This is a genomic window from Psychrobacter cryohalolentis K5, assembly GCF_000013905.1.
Classification (GTDB): Bacteria; Pseudomonadota; Gammaproteobacteria; order Pseudomonadales; family Moraxellaceae; genus Psychrobacter; species Psychrobacter cryohalolentis.
Map to the genome: position 1 here is coordinate 1,333,007 of NC_007969.1, position 22,714 is coordinate 1,355,720.

Here is a 22,714-nt window from a genome sequence, read left to right on the forward strand (position 1 = left end):
TCTCCTAACCGATGCTCAGACGTTTGATAGATTTACGCTTACCATAAGCAATTTGTATCAGTGCACGGGTTACTAAAATTGCCGTAAACAGCGAGCTGACAATACCAATGGCTAAAGTAATCGCAAAGCCTTTAATCGGACCTGTACCAATCGCAAATAAGATAAAGGCGACCAGTAAGGTTGTGATATTGGCATCGAAAATACTACTATAAGCACGATCAAAACCTGCCACGATAGCCGATTTCGGTCTGACTCCATTAGCTATTTCCTCGCGAATACGCTCAAAAATCAGCACGTTGGCATCGACCGCCATACCAATGGTCAATACAATACCAGCGATACCCGGTAGCGTCAGTGATGAGCCTAAGATGGACATAATAGAGATAATAATAATAACGTTGAATGCTAGAGCAATATTGGCAATCACACCAAACAGACGATAGAAGATAATCATAAATGCAAAGACTAGTAAGTAACCAACCTGCGTAGAGAATAAGCCTTTATCGATATTTTCCTGACCCAGTGATGGACCAATGGTGCGCTCTTCAACAAAATACATCGGTGCCGCTAACGCGCCTGAGCGTAGTAACAATGCAAGCTCAGCGGCTTCAGCACTACTATCCAGACCAGTGATACGGAAAGATGAGCCTAGTACTGCTTGGATATTGGCACGGTTAATGACTTTTGTTTCAGCATATGGCGTCCGAACTTCAGTCGTTTCGCCAGTAACTGGGTCTTCTTCATAAGCGATGCGCTGTTTATTTTCAATAAACAATACTGCCATTTGTTTGCCAACCGCTGTACGGGTAGCATTCTGCATCAGCTTACCACCAGCACTGTCTAAGGTGATACTAACCTCAGGTGAGCCACTTTCATCAATACCGGTTTGAGCATTGGTAACTTTATCACCAGTGACAATCGCTTGGCGCTCTAATAATACTGGCGGACCATCAAGGGTTTCAAATGGGAACGCTTCAGTACCGGCAGGTGGAATACCGCCTGTATAGTTTTCGGCACCTTCAGCGACCATACGGAATTCAAGATTGGCCGTACGACCAAGGACGCGTTTTGCCTCAGCGGTATCTTGTACACCTGGTAGCTCAACGACGATACGGCTAGCACCTTGTGATTGTACCAAGGCTTCTGTTACCCCAAGTTCAGCAATACGATTGCGTAGGGTAGTCAAGTTTTGATTGACCGCATAGCTGTTGATTTCATCAAGCGTTGCATCGTTATACGCCAAAATCAGGGCAGGGCCTTGCTCATCAATAGAAGATTGCAGGGCAAAGGTATTACCCATTGAGCTTTGCAAAACGTTTTGGGCACGGTTACGAGTGTCTGTATCGGAAAAATGCAATACCACGCTACGCTTGTCGTTTTTGATACCTTTGACAGCAATGCGCTCAGCTCTTAGATCTCGTCGAATATCGCGACTGGCACTGGTCAGACGTTGTTCGAGCGCCTTGTCCATATCAACTTCTAAGACGAAACGAACGCCGCCACGCAAATCAAGACCAAGTTTCATGGGCTTTGCGCCGATATCACGCAACCACTGCGGCGTTGTCTGCGCTAAGTTCAGTGCGACTACATAGTTCTCACCCAAGTTTTTTCTCAATACTTCCTGAGCTTTGAGCTGATCGACTGGATTGTCAAGACGTACCAATGCACTGTTACCTTTGAACGTACCATCATGGTAGTTCAAGCCAGCTTCTTTTAACAAGTCTTGTGACTGCGTTAAAATGCCATCAGACAACTGTGTGCCTGCTGCAGCACTGGTAATCTGTACGGCAGGTTCGTCAGGATATAAGTTAGGAGCAGCGTATAGACCGGCAATGATAAGTACGACGGTGATGAGTAGGTATTTCCAAGCGGGATATTGCATAATCACTTCTTTAGGTTGATAAACTACTGGCGACGCAGGCCACAAGTTAGCAGATGGGAAGTTAGCGATAACAATGGTGAGGTGCTTATTTAGCTGTCATAGAAGCCATGAATAGTGCACCACTGTGATCATCCGCGATGATAATAAAGCATAAAACGGTAAAGCCAAAAATGACCGTAAATAATGTACGGTCATTTTATAATCATTACAACTGTTAATTGATACTGATACAGTAATAGCCAGTCATTATCGTGCTGACTAATTTTAACGATCACATATATCAATTATCAAAGATGTCAATGACGTTTAAACGCTTTCGATAGTACCAGCTGGCAATACTGAAATAACAGAAGCACGTTGTACTTTGATATCTGTATTATTATTTAAGCTTACCACTGCATAATCGCCTTCCAAATGTTTGATACGACCCATCAAACCACCAGCAAATATGATTTCACTGCCGACTGTCAAAGCACTTACCATAGCGCGATGCTCTTTAGTACGTTTTGATTGTGGACGAATCACCAAAAAGTAAAAAATAGCAAAAAAAGCAACTGGTAATAAGATTTGACCGAACAGTGATGCCGCACCGGCAGTTTCAGCAGCATGAGCGGCTTGGATAAATAACAACATAGTTTCTCTCGACAAGTTATAGATAACAATTAATTTAGACGCATAGTAGCAAAAAATACCAGACTTGGTAACTGTTAATCATAAGCTGGATATGTTTTTCTTAAGCTAAAGGCATGTTGATAGCGCATTATTTTGTCTATCTTACTTTTTAAACTGTCTACATTATATAGAATCCATTGACTTATAAAACAAGCCCAATAGTAAATAGTTAACATGCCATCAAGCGAAACCCGTATTTCTCTCATTCGCAAATGTATCGTGATTATTGAAATATATAGCGATTTATTGTGAAATAAGCGCATCAATGCTACTATCGAAAGCAAATAGTCGCCAGTTTTTACAGTAAGATTTAAGCCATTGTGCTGAGCGATATGTGCTCATTTATATATCAAAGATCCAGACCATATCAGATAATATTTTCTATCTGCTTGCCTCTGCTCATGATATATTGTGACTTCCTTTTACTTCTTTGTTTAGGTTACCTAACTTGTTCACCTCTTTTATGTCTGTACCTCGTTTACATCGTTCGCGTGCTTGTCGTAAAGACGCCTCTGCCAAACCTCCCCCGACGATGCGCGGCGATACTCGCTTGAGTATCAAATCATTGTTGGTATTATTCGGGATAACGTTACTGCCGCAAACGGTTTGGGCGGCTGAAGCTTTGGCAGACCCAAGTGCCAGTAGCATACTACTGCTCATCTTATTTGTGGTAGTAGCGATTGGTATCTCATTTATCTGTTCGTTGGCAGAGGCTGCATTGCTCAGTATGACCCCGTCATATATTGCTGACATTCAAGAAACCAATCCAAAAAAAGCAAATATGCTAAAAAGCTTAAAGGTTGATAATATCGATCAGTCTTTGGCAGCTATCTTGACGCTAAATACAGTGGCGCATACCTTAGGCTCTATCGGTGCTGGTGCGCAGGCAACGATTGTATTTGGTAGTGCCTGGTTTGGTCTGTTTTCTGCAATCATGACATTGGCGATTTTGTTTTTGTCGGAAATCATGCCAAAAACGCTCGGAACAATATACTGGCGACAACTAGGTGGCGTTGTTGCTTATTTTGTCCGCGGTATTATATTGCTGCTGTATCCACTTATTTGGATATCAGAGAAGTTCACCAAGCTGCTTGTACGCGGTAAAGAGCCGCAGGCGTTTAGCCGTCGTGAGTTTGCCGCGCTTGCCAGTATTGGTGAAGAAGCAGGACAGATCGACCCATTAGAGTCACGTATCATCCGTAACCTATTGGCATTTGGCGCTATTAAAGTCGAAGATATAATGACACCGCGTTCAGTGATGCTGGCGTTTGAAGAAAATAAAACCGTTGCAGAATTATTGGTTGATCGCCCAAAGCTGACATTCTCAAGATTGCCAATTTATGATGGCGATTTGGACAATATTACAGGTTTTGTGTTGAAGACGGACATGCTATTAGCAAAGGTGAATCATGCTGTCGATAGACCATTGACGCAGTTTAAACGAGATATCACTTTTGTATTCTCAAAAATGAAGTTATTTGATCTACTAGAGCTGATGCTCAAAAACCGTATCCATATTGCTATTACGGTTGGTGAGTATGGCGAAGTCAAAGGTTTAGTTACTCTAGAAGATGTGTTCGAAACTCTCTTAGGTCTTGAGATTGTCGATGAGATAGATCGCGTTGAAGACATGCAAGCATTGGCACGGCAAATGATGGACAGACGTGTCGAGCGCTTGGGTATGAAGCTAAGTGATGATGAGCATTACGAAGACTATACGGCTGACAGTAAGCAGTAAAAACTTAATCAGTTTTTATTGCGTAAACTACTGATAATTTATCGTATGCTTTTTATAAAATAGCTCATTTATTCAAAAAGCATACTTTACTGAAGTAGTCGCAATAATTACACAGGGTGTCACATGGCTGTGAGAATTGAGTGATAGGCTAAAAGTATCCTAATAAGAGGCTGCTAGAAATCTAATATAAAAGCACTTGTTAGAAATGCCTATCAATAGAAATACTCGTTAATTACTGCATCGATTGAAGATACTAGTTCGTCAGTAGTTAAAAGTTTAGGGTATAAGATTTATTAGATATAAATAGCACTCTATAATTAAATCGTAGCTATTTCATTGTCGTTCAATAGTAATGATTATAAAGCCACCATTAAGGAATATCATGAAACAACTATGGGGAAAAGGGTTATTGGCTCTATTGATAAAAGGTGCCAGCTTGGCGGCAATCGTTGCTGCTGTCAGCACCATAACTATCACTGCGCAAGCAGCAACCATGACTGAAGCCTTGGTACAAAACTACGCGACTGCTATGAAGTCTGCCGCTAATAATCGAAATATTAATCAGGTGGCGCGTTTGGTTTCTGATGAGGCATTGATTTCGTTGTCAAGAAAAGGCAAGTCTACCAGTTTGGATAAAGAGGCTTATTTAAAATTGCTGCAAAATAGCTGGGGCAATACCTCAAACTATCGCTATGACATCAATGTTGATAACATTGTAATTTCAGGTGAACAAGCAAAAGCCAATGTAACGACCAATGAAAGCTGGGTCAAAGATGGTCAAAAGGTCTCCTTTGTTACTACTTCAAGAGTGACACTGGCTTTGTCTACTGGTGACGCCATACTTCTGCGTGCTGTATCCCAAGTTACGATTAATTAGTCTTCGTTCAATAATAAAGTCAGCTAATGAGCAGAACCTTTAGCCATCAATGATAGGGCACATTAATTTTTGTGCATTATCTTTTATATTGAGCTGGTCTTTATTTGATATTGCGTACTATACTGTCGATCAACTTTATTTCATCACTTCTCGTTGTTAGGAAACTTCCATTATCATGTCTACTGTGTCATCAAACTATCGCTCATTTATAGCTTTACCATTGACGCTTGCGGTGTCAACTCTTCTTATCAGTGCGTGTAGTAATACATCAGCGGTGAAAAAGACGGGGGCGACTGGCAGCACAGCTGTGGTTAAGCGTCCTACCACGCAAGTTCAGCCAACGGGAAATGCAGATTATTCGACTGCATTTTTGGATGCTGAAAGCTTAGATGAGCTTGCTGATTTATTGGAAGCCACTGATATGACTATGGTTGAGGGCAACAAACTTGCTATTCAACAATATGGTGACTTGTGGAATCGCCTGCGTGCTGGGTATCGGATGAACGGTGGACAGCCGGTTTATAATCAGCGTATTGAAGCACAAAAAGGCTGGTTTACCAGTAGACAGGACTATCTAAACCGTTTAACAGCGCGTGCCAGTCGCTATATTTATCACACAGTAAGAGAGGCAGAGCGTCGCAATATCCCAACCGAGCTGGCTTTGCTGCCTGTGATTGAGAGCTCCTACGATCCAAGTGGTACCAGTAGTGCGGCAGCGGCAGGTTTATGGCAGTTTATTCCGAGTACGGGACGTATTTATGGTCTAAATCAAAGCAGTACATATGATGGTCGCCGTGATGTGATTGAGTCAACACGTGCCGCTTATGACTTTTTGACGGCATTGCACAATCAGTTTGGTAGTTGGGAGCTGGCATTAGCCGCTTATAATGCCGGTCCTGGTCGTGTGCAAAAAGCCATTGATGCCAATAGAGCTCAAGGTTTACCTACCGACTATTGGTCACTCAGATTACCGACTGAAACCATGAACTATGTACCACGCTTTTTGGCAGTTGCCGAAATCGTTGCCAAACCTGAAAAATACGGTGTCTATTTGCCGGCTATCGCTAACCGTCAGCATTTCCGTAGTGTGCCTGTCAACTATGGCGTAAGCTTAGCCGAAGTATCGCAAGTCACGGGTGTTAGCTACGATGAATTAGAAAGATTAAATACGGCGTTAACCTCAGCACGTATCGATTCATCAGGTCCGCAGCGTATTATTATTCCTAATGATGTCAGTCTGACCACTGATGTGAAGCTGAGCGCTTTGAGGGGTAATGGCAGTAGTAATATTCTCGCCTCTAGCAATGCTGTTACGACGACTACGCCAAGCTACTCTGGGTCAACAACGCCAAGCTATAATAATAGGCCATATACTACCAGCTCATCATTACCCGGTACTGGCAAAGGTCTTGCTGACTATGCTGCCAGTGCGAGCGTCCCGCAGCAAACCACCAGCTATATTCCGCCATCGTCATCAACGACCAGCAGCTCAGTTTATAGCAGCAGTGCCTCAGTGCGTACAGAGCCACCTTTAACCTCAGCAGAGACCAAAAAAATCAATGCTGAGCTGAAAAGTAGTAACAGCTTACCGACCACATCAGCGCAAATCACTCAAAACAATACCATCATTCAAGAGCCGCCGCTAAGTAAAGCGGAGCGTGATTTTATTGCCAATCAAATTCGTATTAATACGCCTGAAACCAATGTCATTAACGCCGATGGTAATATTAATTTATCTGCCGTGCAGACGCAGCAGTCCGTCTTAGAAGCCACGGGACAAGAGAAGAAACTGAGCTTCCCAAAAACCTCAGTTAGTAAGCCAAAACCACAAGGCACACGTACCACTTATACGGTCAAACGCGGTGATACTTTGGTTAATATTGCCAGTCGCTCTGGTGTGAGCTGGCGTGATATTGCCGAATGGAATCAGATGGATGCCAGTGCCAAGCTACTCTCTGGTAGTACTTTGTATCTATATAATGCCAAAACTATCGAGCCATTGAGCGCTACCAGCAGCACTGTCGCGAGCCAGCCTGAAAGTTATGTGGTACAAGGTGGCGATACGCTTATAGGTACTGCCAATCGCTTTGGTTTATCAGTGACGCAGTTAGCAAGTTATAATAATTTGAGCAGCCGTGCAGACTTATTAAGAGGTCAGAAACTATGGCTTATCCCAGGCAAAGTAACAGCACCAGTCAGCACTCCTGCCGCGCCATCTACTAAACCCAAGAAGTCATCGACTGCGACCAAAAACTATAAAGTAAAAGCAGGTGATGGCTTGATTGCACTTGCACGCCAATTTAATATAACGACTGAGACATTGGCCAGTCTTAATGATATTGGTACGACAGATTCATTATACGTCGGTCAAACCTTAAAAGTACCTGCCAGTGTAGACTTTACTTCTAACAGTGCGCCTACTGCTACACAGAGCACTGCTAATAGCAATAACACCACAACCAAAGCCAGCAGTTCAAGTTCAGTGCCGACTAGCAATTATAAAGTCAAATCAGGGGATACCTTGATTGGCATTGCTAATAGTGTTGGGGTCAGCGCAGAAGATATTGCTGCCGTAAACAGTAACTTTGATGCTAAGGCGCGTTTGCAACGTGGACAAACGATTAAAGTTCCTGTATCAAAAGAATTGGTTGATCGTCAGCTAAATGATGAGGCAGTCAGCTACAAGGTAAAATCAGGCGATACTTTGACGGGTGTTGCTCAGCGTTACAATATTGGCTTGGGTGATTTGGCAGCAGCTAACAATCTCAAGACCAATTCTAACTTGATCTTAGGTCGCACGATTACCATTCCTGCTAAAGGTAGCGTGAGTACTAGTGCCAATGCTGCGGCCAGTAGCAAGAGCAGTAGTTCGGTGAGCACAGAGACAAATAGTAAGTCTGATAGCGCGCCAGCTACCAGTAATAGCGGCAAAAAGCTCGGCAACACAGAAAGCTATAAGGTGCAGTCTGGCGATGGACTCATCGCTTTAGCACGCCGCTTCGGTGTTTCAGTTGAAGACTTGGCTGCTACCAATGATATTTCGACTAAAGCTCAGTTACAACGTGGTCAGACCATCAAAGTGCCGAAATTAACGGTCAGCTATACGGTTGGCTCAGGAGACAGCTTAATTGGTTTGGCACGTAAATACGACGTTTCAACCAAAGAGCTTGCGGATATGAATGACATTGCAGTCGATACCATGCTGCAACGTGGTCAACGCTTAACGGTGCCTAATCGCTAATGTGTGCATGTTTGAATAAATGTTGTTAATAAAAAAGCTGCTCTTATAAAAGAGCAGCTTTTTTTATGGCAGTATCAATTATCAATATCTGATTAAACCGTGGCGGTTTTTATTGTTTCAAGATAGCTTCTGATATTGCTCACATAATGCATGGCTTGACCATAGCGGCTATTTGACGCTTTATTATCAGACAGATAGGCATATATGTTTGCCCAGCTTTTGTCATCGATACCTTTGGCACTCAATTTACGCTGAATACCTTTAACAGCGTTTGGTCCCATATTATAAGCCGCAAGCGCAAACCAAATACGATCCGTTTTTGGCACATCGGCAAAATCAGTTTTCATTTGCTCTAAGTAACGAGCACCGCCGCCGATACTTTGGTAAGGGTCAACACGGTCTGAGACGCCCATTGCCTTTGCCGTATTATTAGTCAGCATCATAATGCCGCGTACCCCGGTCGGAGAGACTGCATTGGCATCCAAGTGCGACTCTTGATAACCCATGGCAACCAAAAGCTCCCAATCATGATTGTAGTTGCGCGCTTGTTCTTCAAACGAAGACTGATAATCAGGCAGCTTTTCTGTCAGTGTGGTCTTGAAATGGTCTTGACTATAGGCATCTTTTAATAAGTCTTGATTATAAAAGGCGGCTAGCTTTTGAGTGTTATCAAGCTTGATGCTATCACATAAAAAATAGCTGGCTTTTTGTGACAATGGATCATTGGCAGAATTAAACGTCCAGCTTACTTTAGGATGCAAGCCATTTTTGGTCAAACTGGCATCATAACCACAGCTGACATTAATAGAAGACAAATTCAGCTGGCTTTTTAATTGGGTGCTGGCCGTGGTCAATGCCATATCCGCATCGCCTGACTGTAACGCTCTTAGCGCAGCTTCCTCATCAGCATAAGCTTTGAGAGTGACTTTTACCCCAAGCTCATCAGCATAGTTACGCACTAAGTCGTAACCAAAGCCATGTTGGAAGCCATCGGTCGCAAAATAAGTGCTATCGCCTGGAACAGCAGCGATGGTCAAGGTCTTCTCCAGCATAACATGGTCATAAGCTGGTACTTGGTTATTCATGGTCGTCAAACTCTCAGCAGGGAGTGAAAGTAGGGCGATGCTTGAGATTTGCGCCAATTTCTTGGTTTTGGCGAAACGAGTGACTTTGATAGATGCAATAGCTGGAACGATGTTACTTTCGGTGTTTAGCAAGCGTTTAGATGGACGCAATATATATGAGATACGGCGTTTAGCCCCTCGCGCAGATGCTTTCGCACGATAAGTAATTCGCTGCATGGATGTCTCCTAATTTTAGCCATCCTACTTACCATAAAAATACGTGCTCATTTATGCCAATATCAGCAGCATAAATAGCAGTGCATTTTAAATACTATAAAATTTACATACTTATTGAGCATATAAATCTCATAACATCTCGTTTAAATATAGCCGTACAGTCTCAGCTGGCAACCTTATAGCAAGGGGTGTAAGAGCATAAAAAAGCACTTTAATACCTGATTGCTAAAAAAAGGCTGCAAAACACCGCAAAGGCGCTAAATCAGATGATTCCTTCATCAATGATAGACTTGGCTATGATTGGAACTATTTAAAAGACATTATTTAAAAGACACTTTAAAACATCGGTAAGGTCATGAATAAATTATTGGAAAAACGTGGCGTGAGCAGGATATGCTCAGAGTTGTTACGCTGGTATGAATAATTAAATACTCTGACTATGTTAAGAGTAAATGGTCACTCATACCGTTTATCCAGCAATAAAGACAAGCAAGTTAATCTGTCTGATAAATAAGACTGATCAATAAAAGCCAATGGTTAAAAAACCATCAGGTAGTTTGCTGTACCGCTATTGCGACATTAAAATAGAAAATATCATCTTACTCAAGAATATATAAGCCGAGGTGATATTGTATTGATCGCTGTTTATATCCCTATTAAAAAAGTAAAAATAATAGGATTTTAGACCTCAATCATCATTTTAGTGCCATAACCGGAAGCTGTAATAATGGGGAGTCTCATGACAAGACATTCTTTCTACAGATAGTAATATGCAGATATTCATCTGATTATTCAAGTGTGGTTAAGAAAATTGCGATAAAACTTAACAATAGCACTATAGACGGTAATAATTTAGCCTGTTTTCTGTCGCATAATTTCGATTTAGTGAATATAAGTTCGTTCTGTTACTGGCCAAAATAAAAAAGGCAGGTAAGCAAAAATCTGCTTACCTGTCTTTTTTAGGAGAAAAATAAGTTTCTGCTGCTTAAGCAGGATTATCGATATCGATAAATGTCACTGGTAAGTCAAACTGTTGAGCAACAATCCTACCTAAAGCTTCAATGCCGCCGCGTTCTGTTGCATGATGTCCGCAAGCAAAATAATCAATGCCAAGCTCACGGGCAATATGAGTCGTACGTTCTGATATTTCACCAGAAATAAACGCATCACAGCCCATTAATGATGCTTGCTCAATCATATCTTGTGCGCCGCCCGTACAGATACCAATCCGTTCAATTAACCTATTACTGGTATGAGTATCGACGTTATACTCAGCGGCAATATGTAATGGCATGCGCCCCAATGCTTGAGTAATTTGAGCGATAAGGCTTTGAGCACTCTGTACGGTGCAAATGGCAATATTACCAACCGGATGAGTCTCAGCAGGATACAGTGCCTCGATGATGGTCATGTCTAACGCCGCCGCCAATGTGGCATTGTTACCAATGATGGGATGGGCATCGAGTGGTAGGTGATAGCCGATCAAGGAGATACCATGTTGCATAAGCTTGCGAATACGCTGACCTTTCATACCAGTCAATGGAGCAGGTTCACCTTTCCAAAAATAGCCGTGATGTACCATGATTGCATCAGCATTATCTGCAATGGCGGCATCAATCAATGCTTCACAGGCAGTCACACCAGTGACAATACGCTTAATAGGCCGACCGCCATCTACTTGTAGACCATTCGGTGCATAATCTTTAAAGGCATTCGCTGATAAGTAATCATCGCAAAATTCAGTTAAGGAGTGTGCAGTAATGATAGTATTTGATGATGTGATTAAGACATCGTGCGTACTCATAGTATTCCCTTATCAATGTTTCAATTAATAATTGCAGTAGCTCAAGTATTTATAAATAATGAATTATTTCTCGTAATCACCATTTTAACATGATGTGGCAAAAGAATAGACAAGCCCAATAACTGAAACGGTACACGATGCGCTACCATTGTATTATGAGGACAGCTATAATTTACACATGTGAAAGTGCCTTATATCAAGGCGTACGCCTGATATGGCTTAATACCGATTGTCCATGTGAAATTATAGAGGTTTTTATATGTCGTCATCCCCGAATGCCGAGAACAAGGCTGGTCTCTTAAAGTGGTTACCTTGGGTTTTACTGCTATTGGTCACAGCTGCCTTTATTTGGTTATTTGTGAGTATGAAGACAGCATCGGAGGCAAAATGGGAGCCGCCAAAGACCACACCTGCTGAGCAGCAAGCTTCCGAGCCGGTATCGGACTCACCAACGCCTATCGCCTCTTATCATAATGGTGTGGCTCGAGCCTCCCAGTCTGTGGTCAATATCTATACCACGCAGACGATGGCAGAACATCCTTATATGAACGATCCGGTGTTGCGCCGGTTTTTTGAATATCATGGCGCGCCGTCAGAAGAGCAAGGCAATACCAACCTAGGTTCAGGCGTTATCGTGTCGGATGATGGTTATATCGTCACCAATGCCCATGTGATTGAAAAAGCCGATGAAATTACCGTTGCGTTTAATGATGGTCGTAAAAGCCGTGCAAAATTAATTGGCACAGACCCAGATAGTGATTTGGCAGTGATTAAAGTCGATATGACTGGGCTTACACCATTAGGCTTTCGTGAAAAACCAACGCTTGTCGGCGATGTAGCACTAGCGATTGGTAATCCATTTGGTGTCGGTCAAACCGTTACCCAAGGTATTATTTCAGCGACTGGACGTACAGGGCTTGGCGTTAATAAGTTTGAAGACTTTATTCAAACTGATGCGGCTATCAATCCGGGTAACTCGGGCGGCGCATTGGTTGATGCACGTGGTGAGCTGATTGGTATCAATACTGCCATCTACTCACGCTCTGGTGGCTCTATGGGTATTGGATTTGCTATTCCCACCGCTATCGTTGAGCAAGTGATGAATGCTCTGATCAAAGATGGCAAGGTCAGTCGTGGTTGGCTGGGTATTGAGATACAATCGCAGCTGAGAGATCCGACACAGCTCGAATCATCAACAGGCGTAGAGGTACTTAACGTGGTTCCTAAGAGCCCAGCTGCTAAGAGCGGTCTAAAAGTTGGCGATATTGTTTTGACCATTGATGGGGTTGAGATGACTGATGCCAATACCTTGATTCAGTATGTCGCTCGTAAAGCACCTAATACCACGCTGCATGCTCAAATCTTACGTCAAGGTAAAAATGCGCAAGTGAAGATATTGCTAGAGGAGCGTCCAGTTGAAGAGCCAGTCACCGTTCCTGTTGTGATTCAAGATGAAACGCTTGGCGGTGCGCAGCCACCAACGCTACAAGCGCCAGAACAAGACACCCCTATGATGTCAGAGGCTGAACGTGACCGTATGCGTGAAGAGCTTTTATTACTGTTCGAAAGAGATGGTGCACCTTTGTAAAGAGAGTGTTTACCGATTCTCTGATCTCTAAGAGCAATAACAAAAAGCGCACTATCTATAAGATAGCGCGCTTTTTTAATAAGTTTTGATTGATCGAATAGTTAATAATTTATTGATTTAGCAGCTACTTTTCTATCAGCTCATGATTGACATAAATCACGCCTTGTACTCTACAGCAGCAAGGTAGGATTTCATCTTTTTCAATCATGGCTAAGGGCTCAAAAGGATAATCAATAACGTGTGAGCTGGCGATACGCTTGATGCGGCAGCTGCCACAATAACCTTCCTTACATTGATAATTGATATCATGTCCGGTGCGTAGCAATCCATCAAGCAAGCTTTCGTCATCATGCAAGTAAAATTGCTTCTTACTCGTCATTACCCAAGTCATAGTTTTATCCTATCTTTTTATAATATGGTCAATCCTAAATAAAATAAGTACAATTATTATAACGTGCTACTGGGATAAATTTTACTTGCTTGCTGTGCCTACGCAGACAGAGGCTGCGCAAAACTTATCCCAGCAGCACTACACTTATTCTATGATGAATCGACTATATTAAAAGCTCAATCTTGAAAAACTATCTTCTACAACTCAAAATCATCAAAATCGCTGTCTGATAAGTCTGAATCAATCTGACCGACCAAGTACGAGCTAATCTCTGTTTCTTGCGGGGCAACTTGTACGTTGTCAGACGACAACCACGTGTTAATCCATGGAATCGGATTTGATTTAGAGTTCGGGAATGCGACTGGTAAGCCAACCGCTTCCATACGTAAATTGGTGATGTATTCGATATATTGGCAAAGAATGTCTTTATTCAGCCCAATCATCGAACCGTCTTTGAACAGATAGCCTGCCCATTCTTTTTCTTGCTCAGCTGCTTTACGGAATATCTCGATGCTTTCTTCGTAGCATTCTTTAGCGATATCGACCATCTCCGGATCATCACGACCGATGCGCATGAGGTTAAGGATATGCTGAGTACCTGTTAAATGTAGCGCCTCATCACGAGCGATCAATTTAATAATCTTGGCATTACCTTCCATTAGCTTACGCTCAGCAAAGGCAAATGAGCAAGCAAATGATACATAAAAGCGAATGGCTTCTAGGACATTGACTGCCATCAAGCACAAATAAAGCTGCTTTTTCAGTGATTTTAAATCGATGGTAATTTGCTTACCATTGATCGTATGCGTGCCTGCACCGTATAGGTTATATAGCGATGAGCTGTAATACAAATCATCATAATACTTAGCGATGTCCGCCGCGCGCCCTAGGATGTGCTCGTTTTGCATGATGTCATCAAAGACGATAGCAGGGTCATTGATAATATTACGAATGATATGGGTATAGCTGCGCGAGTGAATGGTTTCAGAAAACGTCCACGTCTCAATCCAAGTCTCAAGTTCAGGGATAGACACGAGCGGCAATAGCACCACGTTTGGGCTACGGCCTTGGATAGAGTCGAGTAGGGTCTGGTATTTGAGGTTACTCAAAAATATATGCTGCTCATGCGAAGACAGGTTGCCAAAGTCCATACGATCTTTTGATACATCAACTTCTTCTGGACGCCAAAAGAACGACAACTGCTTTTCAATCAGCTGCTCAAAGATAGGGTGCTTTTGTTGGTCGTAACGCGCCACGTTGACCGGATTACCAAAAAACATCGGCTCTGTTAGCGCATTGTTTGGCGTTTGGGAAAAAATCGAATAAGTCATGGGACTGCCTTTATCATTGATATGGTTATTAAGTTATAGGGTTTTGACTAGATTTGGTTTGATTGGATTATATTACAAGTGCTCTAAAGATATTTGTTCTGGCGTCTGTCCGTCATTCATATACGCTTTAAACATCTCACTCAGCTCGCTATCGTCCAAACCTTCCAATTCATCGATCGCACTCTTACGCAGCGCACTCAAGCCATCATCATCTGATAGTTGCTGCATTTCTTTCTGTACGTCTTTTTTAGTCACTCTCTTTACTGGTTTTTTCAATACTTTTGTGGCGACTTTCTTTAATGCTTCTGGTTTTGCTGCTGTGCCTTCGCCTAATTGCTCACGGACGTCTGCGATGTCGACTTCTACTTGTACGATATGCGAGCCACCATCGTTTAGGTCTGAAAATACGTTTGGGATAAACAAACCACCGTCTTTGATGATTGCGGTATATTGCACATGACCTCCGTCGTTTTCATTGTTTGTGTGTTTCAGTTATAGCACTTAATGCCTCTTATAATGACTTTCATCATGGCTGGCGTGTCGCAAGATTGTCATATACTTTGTTGTTTTCTCTTTTGCCTACTGCTAATACATAAACTACCACCACATCATCTTTTACGGTATATACCAGACGATAGCCTACGGTGCGTAATTTGATTTTATAAGTATCCGTATGTCCCGATAGTTTTGACGCAGGCACATGAGGGTTTGACAATCGCTGCTGTAATTTTTTCTTGAACTGCTGCTGAATATTTGGCGCTATCTTTTTCCACTCTTTTAACGCTAAAGGATGAAACTCAAGATTATAAGTCATCCAACGTTACCTTTATCGGTATCTGCCCGTCATTTAACCGTGCGCTAACGGTTTGGCTTAATGCCATGTCGTCCATGGCTTCCATCATGCGCTCGAATACGTCTGTCGAAACTAGGTAAGCCACGGGTTTATTGTGGTTTAAAATAGCAATAGACTCACCGTCTGACTGTTTAATCAGTGCCGACGGGTTGGATTTTAGTTCTGAGATACTGGCTGTCTGTGTCGCAAATATTGGTTTCATGATTCATTCTCCGCTAATATTACGCTCTAAATATAGCGCTAATTTTAGCACGAAAATTAGGTCTTATTTGTTAATCTATTTATGCATAATTTGTAGGGTGCGCCTCGCGCACCTTTAAATACGATTTCTATATCATCGGTGCGCTGGGCGCACCCTACAACTTTGGCTAATCTGAGCCATATTATTTAATGCCTTTTGCCTTATTGATTTTTTTAGCTTTTGCTAGAATGGTTTTAGATTTGTTTTCGAATAATTCAGATAGAACATGTTCTAAAATTTCATACAAGTCAATGACATCATTTTTGGTTAATCTCTTTTCTGGGTGACTACCTTCATTACCAATCCATTTAATTGCCAAAAGTAATTCTTTAAGTTCAGAATTTTGCTTAGCTAGTTTATCAATTCTATTGTGTAAGTTTATTTTAACTCTCTTATTTTTATTGTTTATAGTAGTCTTTGGTATTTTGAAATGATTCAATATTAGCTCCAAGGCGGAGCGTGCATGATTTATTGCAGCAGAAGGAGAGCTAAAAAATAATTCAAAAGACTTATTAAGTTGATTAGTAATATCATCTGGAACATTTTCAGGTATGTCGATGATTTTTAATGATGGATAAAAATAATAAGGCTCGAAACATGGTGAATAAACCTGCTGTTGCATACCGTAGTCATCTTCTTCTATGTCCCAATCCAAACAACCATGACCTGAGCTTGCAAACTGTTCATTACAATTGTTGTTTGAACATCTAAAGATGCAACTATATACGAAACGAACCGATTCAGGATCCGATTCATAGAGAGGGTGCACTTTTTGAGAAACAGAAGTTTCTTTACTAAAAAACGTATCCTCATTAATCACTAAATAGCCATTAGAACAAGGCCAATAAGTATTTTGGTTTGTTGTGAAGTAGGAAGTTAGAAGTTCTTTGTCAATCATGAAATATGGTCTCATGTAGTAAGTCTATAATTATTTATATAGTCATAAATTACCATGCTATTTTTTAAGCCAATGATACAATAGTCTTACTTGGCACAGAGGTTTCACTGCTAGTCTCAATATTGGAACATAGCGAGCTTAACTAAATAAGCAAAACCCGCCATCCGTCAGAAATTCTATTTAAAGAGCTTCTTTTGCAAACCTAGATCTTACAAGCCCCGCCCGCACAATCATCTTCCATATCCGCTTGGGCATCGTTCGCACCATCACGAGTGTTATGATAGTACAAAGTTTTCACGCCAAGCTTATACGCGTTTAACAAGTCTTTTAGTAATATCTTCATTGGTACACGGCCGCCTTCATAACGAACAGGATCGTAGTTGGTATTGGCAGAGATACTTTGATCAACGAATTTTTGCATGACAGCGACCAGCTTTAGGTAACCATCATTGTTTGGCATTTGCCATAGTAGCTCATACTGATTTTTTAGCTTATTAATCTCAGGCACGACTTGCTTCAAGATGCCATCTTTTGACGCTTTGATAGAGACCAGACCGCGTGGTGGCTCGATACCATTAGTGGCGTTGGCGATCTGACTCGAGGTCTCAGACGGCATCAAGGCGGTTAGGGTAGAGTTGCGTAGACCGTGCTCAGTGATCTCGCCACGTAGCGTTTCCCAATCGAGATGTAGCGGCTCTTGGCAGATTTTATCCAAGTCTTTTTTGTACGTATCAATCGGCAAGATACCTTGTGAGTACGTCGTCTCATTGAACGCAGGGCAAGCGCCTTGCTCTTTTGCCAATTTGTTTGACGCTTTCAAGAGATAAAATTGCAATGCTTCAAAGGTTTGATGCGTCAGACCAATGGCGCTGTCGTCTGAATAGCGTACGCCATTCTTGGCAAGGTAATAAGCATAGTTAATCACGCCCACACCGAGCGTACGGCGACGCATGCTGCCGTTTTGAGCGGCTTTTACTGGATAGTCTTGATAGTCAAGCAGGGCATCAAGCGCACGGACAATTAGCTCAGCTGGTTCTTCGATATCGCTGACGTTTTCGACTTTACCCAAGTTGACCGCTGATAGCGTGCAAAGCGCGATTTCGCCTTCTTCGTCATTGATATTATCCAGTGGCTTCGTCGGTAGGGCGATTTCCATACATAGGTTTGACTGGCGAATCGGCGCAACCGTCGCGTCAAATGGGCTATGCGTATTGCAATGATCGACGTTTTGGATATAGATACGACCCGTACTGGCGCGCTCTTGCATCATTAGACTGAACAAGTCTGCTGCTGGGATTTGACGGCTACGAATAGCAGGGTCATTTTCGTACTTGGTGTATAGCTCTTCGAACTTGTCTTGATCTTCAAAGAAAGCATCATACAAGCCAGGGGTATCACCTGGAGAGAATAGCGAGATGTCTTGACCTTTTATTAGGCGAGTGTACATCGTTTTGTTTAACTGTACGCCATAATCCATATGACGGACACGGTTGTCTTCGACGCCACGGTTGTTTTTCAATACTAAGAGCGACTCAACTTCTAAATGCCATAATGGGTAGAATAATGTCGCAGCACCGCCACGGACGCCACCTTGTGAGCAGCATTTAACGGCTGTCTGAAACAATTTGTAGAATGGGATACAACCCGTATGCTGTGCTTCGCCGCCACGGATAGGGCTACCGAGGGCACGGATGCGACCAGCGTTGATGCCGATACCAGCACGCTGTGACACGTAGCGTACGATGGCGCTGGTGGTCGCGTTGATAGAGTCTAGGCTATCACCACATTCGATAAGGACGCACGAGCTAAACTGGCGCGATGGCGTACGTACGCCTGACATGATAGGGGTTGGTAGTGAGATTTTGAATTCTGAAGTCGCATCATAGAAACGCTTCACATAGTTCATACGCTCTGATTTTTCGTAACGGCTGAACAAGCACATACCAACCAGCATGTACAAGAACTGCGGGCTTTCAAAGACGGTTTTGCTCACGCGATCTTGAACGAGGTATTTACCTGCCATTTGCTCAACAGCAGCATAAGCAAGGTTCATATCGCGCCAGTGATCGAGATACTCTTCTAACTCGTCAAATTCAGCACGGCTATAGTCCGCTAGGATATGCTGATCGTATTTTCCAGCATCAGTGAGTTTTTTAACGTGATCATACAGGTGCGGCGGGGTAAATTTATTATAAGCAATTTTACGTAAATGGAAGATAGCCAAACGCGCAGCTAAATACTGATAGTCAGGCGTATCTTCAGAGATAAGGTCAGCGGCAGATTTGATGATGGTTTCGTGAATATCACGAGTTTTGATACCTTCATAAAACTGAATGTGCGATTTTAGCTCCACTTGTGACACCGACACATTATCTAAACCGTGAGCTGCCCACTCGATAACCTTGTGAATTTTATCTAACTCGATAGGCTCTAAACGTCCATCACGTTTGGTTACTTGGATTTTATCGATATGTGTCATGCTGACCTCGTAAGTTGATTGCTTAATAGTTATTTACTGAATGACTTATTAGTGATGCCGCGCGGTGTAAGGACGCCAATCATGCTTTATAACGCGATATATATGCTCATGATAGAGTATTTTTTTGAGGCAAAATCTTGCCACGGCTCATGGTGATAGCTAAAATCACTGAGCACTACATATAGCGTGTTTGTTAATAGGTGGACACAATATAGCGGGAAAATTTTGAAAATGCTATATTGATTTTAGCGGCAAACTATGTTGCTGAGGGCTTATGGGTTGTCCGATTTTGGGCAAAGGACGATGGCATAAGGGTTAGACGCAAATGAGCTTGATAATAAATTTTTTGTAAAAATCTAATCACTCTTTGCTTTTTATTTTCTCGTAAATTGTTGACTAATAAAAGCAGTCATGACAATAATAATGCGGGCGCAGATTGTACATCAAACCACAAAAAATCGCCACCCAAATGAGTGACGATTGTCATTATCTTCAGTGAATTTACGCCCATGATAGTAGGATTTGATAGAGGGCAGCAAGAGACTGTCAACCCTATCATAAGTTACATCACAATGCGTACCGTCTTAGCCGCATCAAGAGACGCATATAGGGTATTGACTTGCTCAGCAGTCGTTAAGTATAAGTTCACCCGTATAGAATGAAAGCGTCCTGTTTTTGAAGGTTTGACCTGCATAGAGGCTAAGTCAAAATCCGGAAACTGGCTACCTAAAATGAGTTTGACTTCGTTCAACAAAGTCTCATGTTCACCTTCATTACCGATAATGCTCATCGGGTAATTCATCGGAAAATCCCATAGCTCAGGATTTTGAATGTCGGTTTTTTTGCCTTTAATTTTGTCATTGCCCAACGATATTTGAGAGACGTTGACATCTTTTTTAGGATTTTGTTGATTATCGCTCATGGGTGAGTCCTTAGTGCTATTTTATAATGGGGCTTGAGTCTTAAAATTGGCTAGTATTTTAACAAACGACTATCGATTAACCACAAAAAAGCTGAGACGCGCTCAGCTTTTAGGCTCATATACTCTGCGATATATAAAGACAGTATGCTAAAAAGCTACTGTCTTTATAGGGGGCTTATCAGTCATTTTCAAGGAAAGAGCGCAGATGCTCAGAGCGTGATGGATGACGCAATTTACGCAAGGCTTTTGCTTCAATCTGACGAATACGCTCACGCGTCACATCAAACTGCTTACCAACTTCTTCCAAAGTATGGTCGGTCGGCATATCGATACCAAAACGCATTTTGAGCACGCGTGCTTCACGCTCAGTCAAGTTGCCCAATACATCACGCGTCGCTTCACGTAGACCCGCAGCCGTCGCATCGTCAACAGGGCTTGAGATCGTACCATCTTCGATAAAATCACCTAGGTGTGAGTCTTCATCATCACCGATAGGGGTTTCCATTGAGATAGGCTCTTTGGCGATTTTTAGTACTTTACGGACTTTGGCTTCGTCCATCTCTAAGCGTTCGCCTAATTCCTCAGGCGTTGGCTCGCGTCCCATTTCTTGTAGCAATTGACGAGAGACACGATTGATCTTATTAATCGTCTCAATCATATGCACAGGGATACGGATGGTACGTGCTTGGTCAGCGATAGAGCGGGTGATTGCCTGACGAATCCACCATGTGGCATAAGTCGAGAACTTATAACCACGGCGATATTCAAATTTATCGACGGCTTTCATCAGACCGATATTACCTTCTTGGATCAGATCCAAGAACTGTAGACCACGGTTTGTATATTTTTTGGCAATTGAGATAACGAGACGTAAGTTAGCCTCGACCATCTCTTTTTTGGCACGGCGGGCTTTGGCTTCACCAATAGCCATACGGCGCGCCACATCTTTCATGTCGTGGATTTCCATCTCGAGCTTATGCTCGTAATCACGGATAGCACGTTGTAACAAGATAACATCGTCGGCGACTTTCTCTAACGTGGCAGCAAAAGCAGGCTTACCTTTAATACGCTCAATCAACCAATCAACGTTGGTTTCATTACTTGGAAAAGTCTTACGGAACTCTTCGCGCGGCATACGACCACGGCGAATCACCAAGCGCATGATTTGACGCTCATGCTTACGCACGTCATCATAGACATCATGCATAATAGCCATGACTTGATCAGATAGACGGTTATTCAGCTTTAGCATCATAAAGCGGCTAGCCAGCTGCTCATAAGCTTCATTGGCTTGTGCACTACCACGACCATAATCAAGTAAGGCTTGCTTGGCTTTAATAAATAGATGCTCGATCTCTTCTAGACGCAAGCGCACTTCTTCTGGATCGATACCGCTGGTTTCTTCTTCAGCGTCCTCTTCCACTTCCTCGTCGTCCTCCTCGTCATCATCAAGCCCAGATTTTACTTTGGCTTTTTCTTTGATGATCGGCGGGTTTTCTTTTTCTTCTTTGATGCGCTCGCGTTCTTCCTTCGCCGCTTCTTTGGCTTCTTGAGCAGCGATTTTGTCTTCTTCGGTTTCAGGGTCTAAGAAACCAGTGATAACGTCAGAAAGCTTTTTTTCGCCATCTTGGACTTTTTGGTACTCGTCAAGGACGAATTGTACCGTACCCGGCCAGTAAGACATGGCATGCTGTACGTCACGAATGCCTTCTTCGATACGCTTGGCAATGGCAATCTCGCCTTCGCGCGTTAATAGATCAACCGTACCCATCTCACGCATATACATACGCACAGGGTCAGTGGTGCGACCAGGTTCGGTCTCAACAGAAGCTAGTACCGCTGCTGCCTCATCCGCTGCCATGTCATCATCACTTGAATCATCGTTCATCAAGATGTCATCGGCATCAGGCGCAGATTCAAAGATTTTGATGCCAACGTCGGTTAGCATTTGTACAATATCTTCGATCTGATCGCTTTCGGTAATAGAGTCGGGCAGTTGGTCATTCACCTCAGCATAGGTTAAATACCCTTGCTCTTTACCCATTTGGATTAAGGTGGCCAGTTGAGATGTGGACTTAGAAACTGACTTATCGTTCATAAATACTCGCTTACTTGCATCGGACATTTTTATATTGTGACTGGCTATCGCTCGCTGGGTGCGTTGATCTTATCAATCGATTGATCAAAATATGGCGTAAAGGTAGTCAATAATATCAAAAATGAGTGGATATGAATAAAGGCTCAAAATACTACAATTACAATGTTATAAAACCGCTAACGCTCAAAAATTTTCAAAAGGCTAATACCTAAAAATAAATATTTTAAAATACGCTTTAACGATAACATTTAAAAATTTATACCTAAAACTGTGCTCAATCATACGGGCGTATCATCATTTTGTCGTTATTCATTAAGCCATGCTATAAATAGTTAGCGACATAGTTTAACACAGACCAGTGTAATCAAGCACGAGGTAGTGATATCTACCAACTGTTT

Annotated in this window: 17 protein-coding genes; 4 read left to right on the forward strand and 13 right to left on the reverse strand. The window is 42.5% G+C overall.

The window, feature by feature from the left end:
• Window positions 1-4: 4 nt before the first annotated feature.
• The gene (secD, locus tag PCRYO_RS05700) at window positions 5-1,882 is read right to left on the reverse strand and encodes a protein translocase subunit SecD (protein WP_011513445.1); all 1,878 of its coding nucleotides are present in this window, start codon (window positions 1,880-1,882) and stop codon (window positions 5-7) included.
• 306 nt (window positions 1,883-2,188) lie between these two features.
• Window positions 2,189-2,515 (reverse strand): preprotein translocase subunit YajC, encoded by a 327-nt coding sequence (gene yajC / locus PCRYO_RS05705; protein WP_011513446.1) that lies wholly within the window; start codon window positions 2,513-2,515, stop codon window positions 2,189-2,191.
• Window positions 2,516-3,017: 502 nt separating this feature from the next.
• Between yajC and PCRYO_RS05710 the strand changes: the two genes are divergently transcribed.
• The 3 genes from PCRYO_RS05710 (at window position 3,018) to PCRYO_RS05720 (ending at window position 8,410) form a co-directional block, all read left to right on the forward strand.
• Window positions 3,018-4,292 (forward strand): hemolysin family protein, encoded by a 1,275-nt coding sequence (locus PCRYO_RS05710; protein ID WP_011513447.1) that lies wholly within the window; start codon window positions 3,018-3,020, stop codon window positions 4,290-4,292.
• Window positions 4,293-4,674: 382 nt separating this feature from the next.
• Window positions 4,675-5,169 (forward strand): hypothetical protein, encoded by a 495-nt coding sequence (locus PCRYO_RS05715; RefSeq protein WP_011513448.1) that lies wholly within the window; start codon window positions 4,675-4,677, stop codon window positions 5,167-5,169.
• A gap of 175 nt (window positions 5,170-5,344) precedes the next feature.
• Window positions 5,345-8,410, forward strand: a complete 3,066-nt coding sequence (locus PCRYO_RS05720) for a LysM peptidoglycan-binding domain-containing protein (protein ID WP_011513449.1) — start codon at window positions 5,345-5,347, stop codon at window positions 8,408-8,410.
• A gap of 92 nt (window positions 8,411-8,502) precedes the next feature.
• Here PCRYO_RS05720 and PCRYO_RS05725 read toward each other — a convergent pair whose 3' ends face one another.
• Together PCRYO_RS05725 and PCRYO_RS05730 are read right to left on the reverse strand one after the other, a co-directional pair.
• A complete protein-coding gene (locus PCRYO_RS05725) occupies window positions 8,503-9,711 on the reverse strand; it encodes a transglycosylase SLT domain-containing protein (protein WP_011513450.1) in 1,209 nt (402 codons plus the stop codon).
• Between the two features lie 985 nt (window positions 9,712-10,696).
• A complete protein-coding gene (locus PCRYO_RS05730) occupies window positions 10,697-11,515 on the reverse strand; it encodes a Nif3-like dinuclear metal center hexameric protein (protein ID WP_011513451.1) in 819 nt (272 codons plus the stop codon).
• A gap of 259 nt (window positions 11,516-11,774) precedes the next feature.
• On the opposite strand from PCRYO_RS05730, the gene PCRYO_RS05735 reads away from it, so the two are divergent.
• A complete protein-coding gene (locus PCRYO_RS05735) occupies window positions 11,775-13,103 on the forward strand; it encodes a S1C family serine protease (protein ID WP_011513452.1) in 1,329 nt (442 codons plus the stop codon).
• Window positions 13,104-13,227: 124 nt separating this feature from the next.
• On the opposite strand, the gene yfaE is transcribed toward PCRYO_RS05735, so the two are convergent.
• From yfaE to rpoD, 9 genes are all read right to left on the reverse strand, one after another.
• Window positions 13,228-13,494: a class I ribonucleotide reductase maintenance protein YfaE gene (gene yfaE / locus PCRYO_RS05740; RefSeq protein WP_011513453.1), complete on the reverse strand. Its 267-nt coding sequence runs from the start codon at window positions 13,492-13,494 to the stop codon at window positions 13,228-13,230.
• A gap of 197 nt (window positions 13,495-13,691) precedes the next feature.
• Window positions 13,692-14,825 (reverse strand): class Ia ribonucleoside-diphosphate reductase subunit beta, encoded by a 1,134-nt coding sequence (nrdB, locus tag PCRYO_RS05745; protein ID WP_011513454.1) that lies wholly within the window; start codon window positions 14,823-14,825, stop codon window positions 13,692-13,694.
• A gap of 72 nt (window positions 14,826-14,897) precedes the next feature.
• Complete coding sequence (locus PCRYO_RS05750; protein WP_011513455.1) at window positions 14,898-15,281, reverse strand: hypothetical protein; 384 nt, start codon at window positions 15,279-15,281, stop codon at window positions 14,898-14,900.
• A gap of 70 nt (window positions 15,282-15,351) precedes the next feature.
• On the reverse strand, window positions 15,352-15,639 hold the full coding sequence (locus tag PCRYO_RS05755) for a type II toxin-antitoxin system RelE family toxin (protein WP_010198775.1): 288 nt from the start codon (window positions 15,637-15,639) through the stop codon (window positions 15,352-15,354).
• The gene (locus PCRYO_RS05760) at window positions 15,629-15,880 is read right to left on the reverse strand and encodes a type II toxin-antitoxin system Phd/YefM family antitoxin (RefSeq protein ID WP_011513456.1); all 252 of its coding nucleotides are present in this window, start codon (window positions 15,878-15,880) and stop codon (window positions 15,629-15,631) included. Before PCRYO_RS05760 ends, PCRYO_RS05755 begins: the two co-directional genes overlap by 11 nt.
• Window positions 15,881-16,061: 181 nt before the next feature.
• On the reverse strand, window positions 16,062-16,817 hold the full coding sequence (locus PCRYO_RS05765) for a DUF4145 domain-containing protein (RefSeq protein ID WP_192941317.1): 756 nt from the start codon (window positions 16,815-16,817) through the stop codon (window positions 16,062-16,064).
• 202 nt (window positions 16,818-17,019) lie between these two features.
• Window positions 17,020-19,296 carry a class 1a ribonucleoside-diphosphate reductase subunit alpha gene (gene nrdA / locus PCRYO_RS05770; protein ID WP_011513458.1) on the reverse strand — a complete coding sequence of 759 codons (2,277 nt, stop codon included), beginning with the start codon at window positions 19,294-19,296 and terminating at the stop codon, window positions 17,020-17,022.
• Window positions 19,297-19,858: 562 nt separating this feature from the next.
• Window positions 19,859-20,218 carry a YbeD family protein gene (locus tag PCRYO_RS05775; RefSeq protein ID WP_011513459.1) on the reverse strand — a complete coding sequence of 120 codons (360 nt, stop codon included), beginning with the start codon at window positions 20,216-20,218 and terminating at the stop codon, window positions 19,859-19,861.
• Window positions 20,219-20,396: 178 nt separating this feature from the next.
• Entirely contained in the window at window positions 20,397-22,316 is a 1,920-nt protein-coding gene (gene rpoD / locus PCRYO_RS05780) for an RNA polymerase sigma factor RpoD (protein ID WP_041753074.1), read from the reverse strand.
• Between the last annotated feature and the right edge of the window lie 398 nt (window positions 22,317-22,714).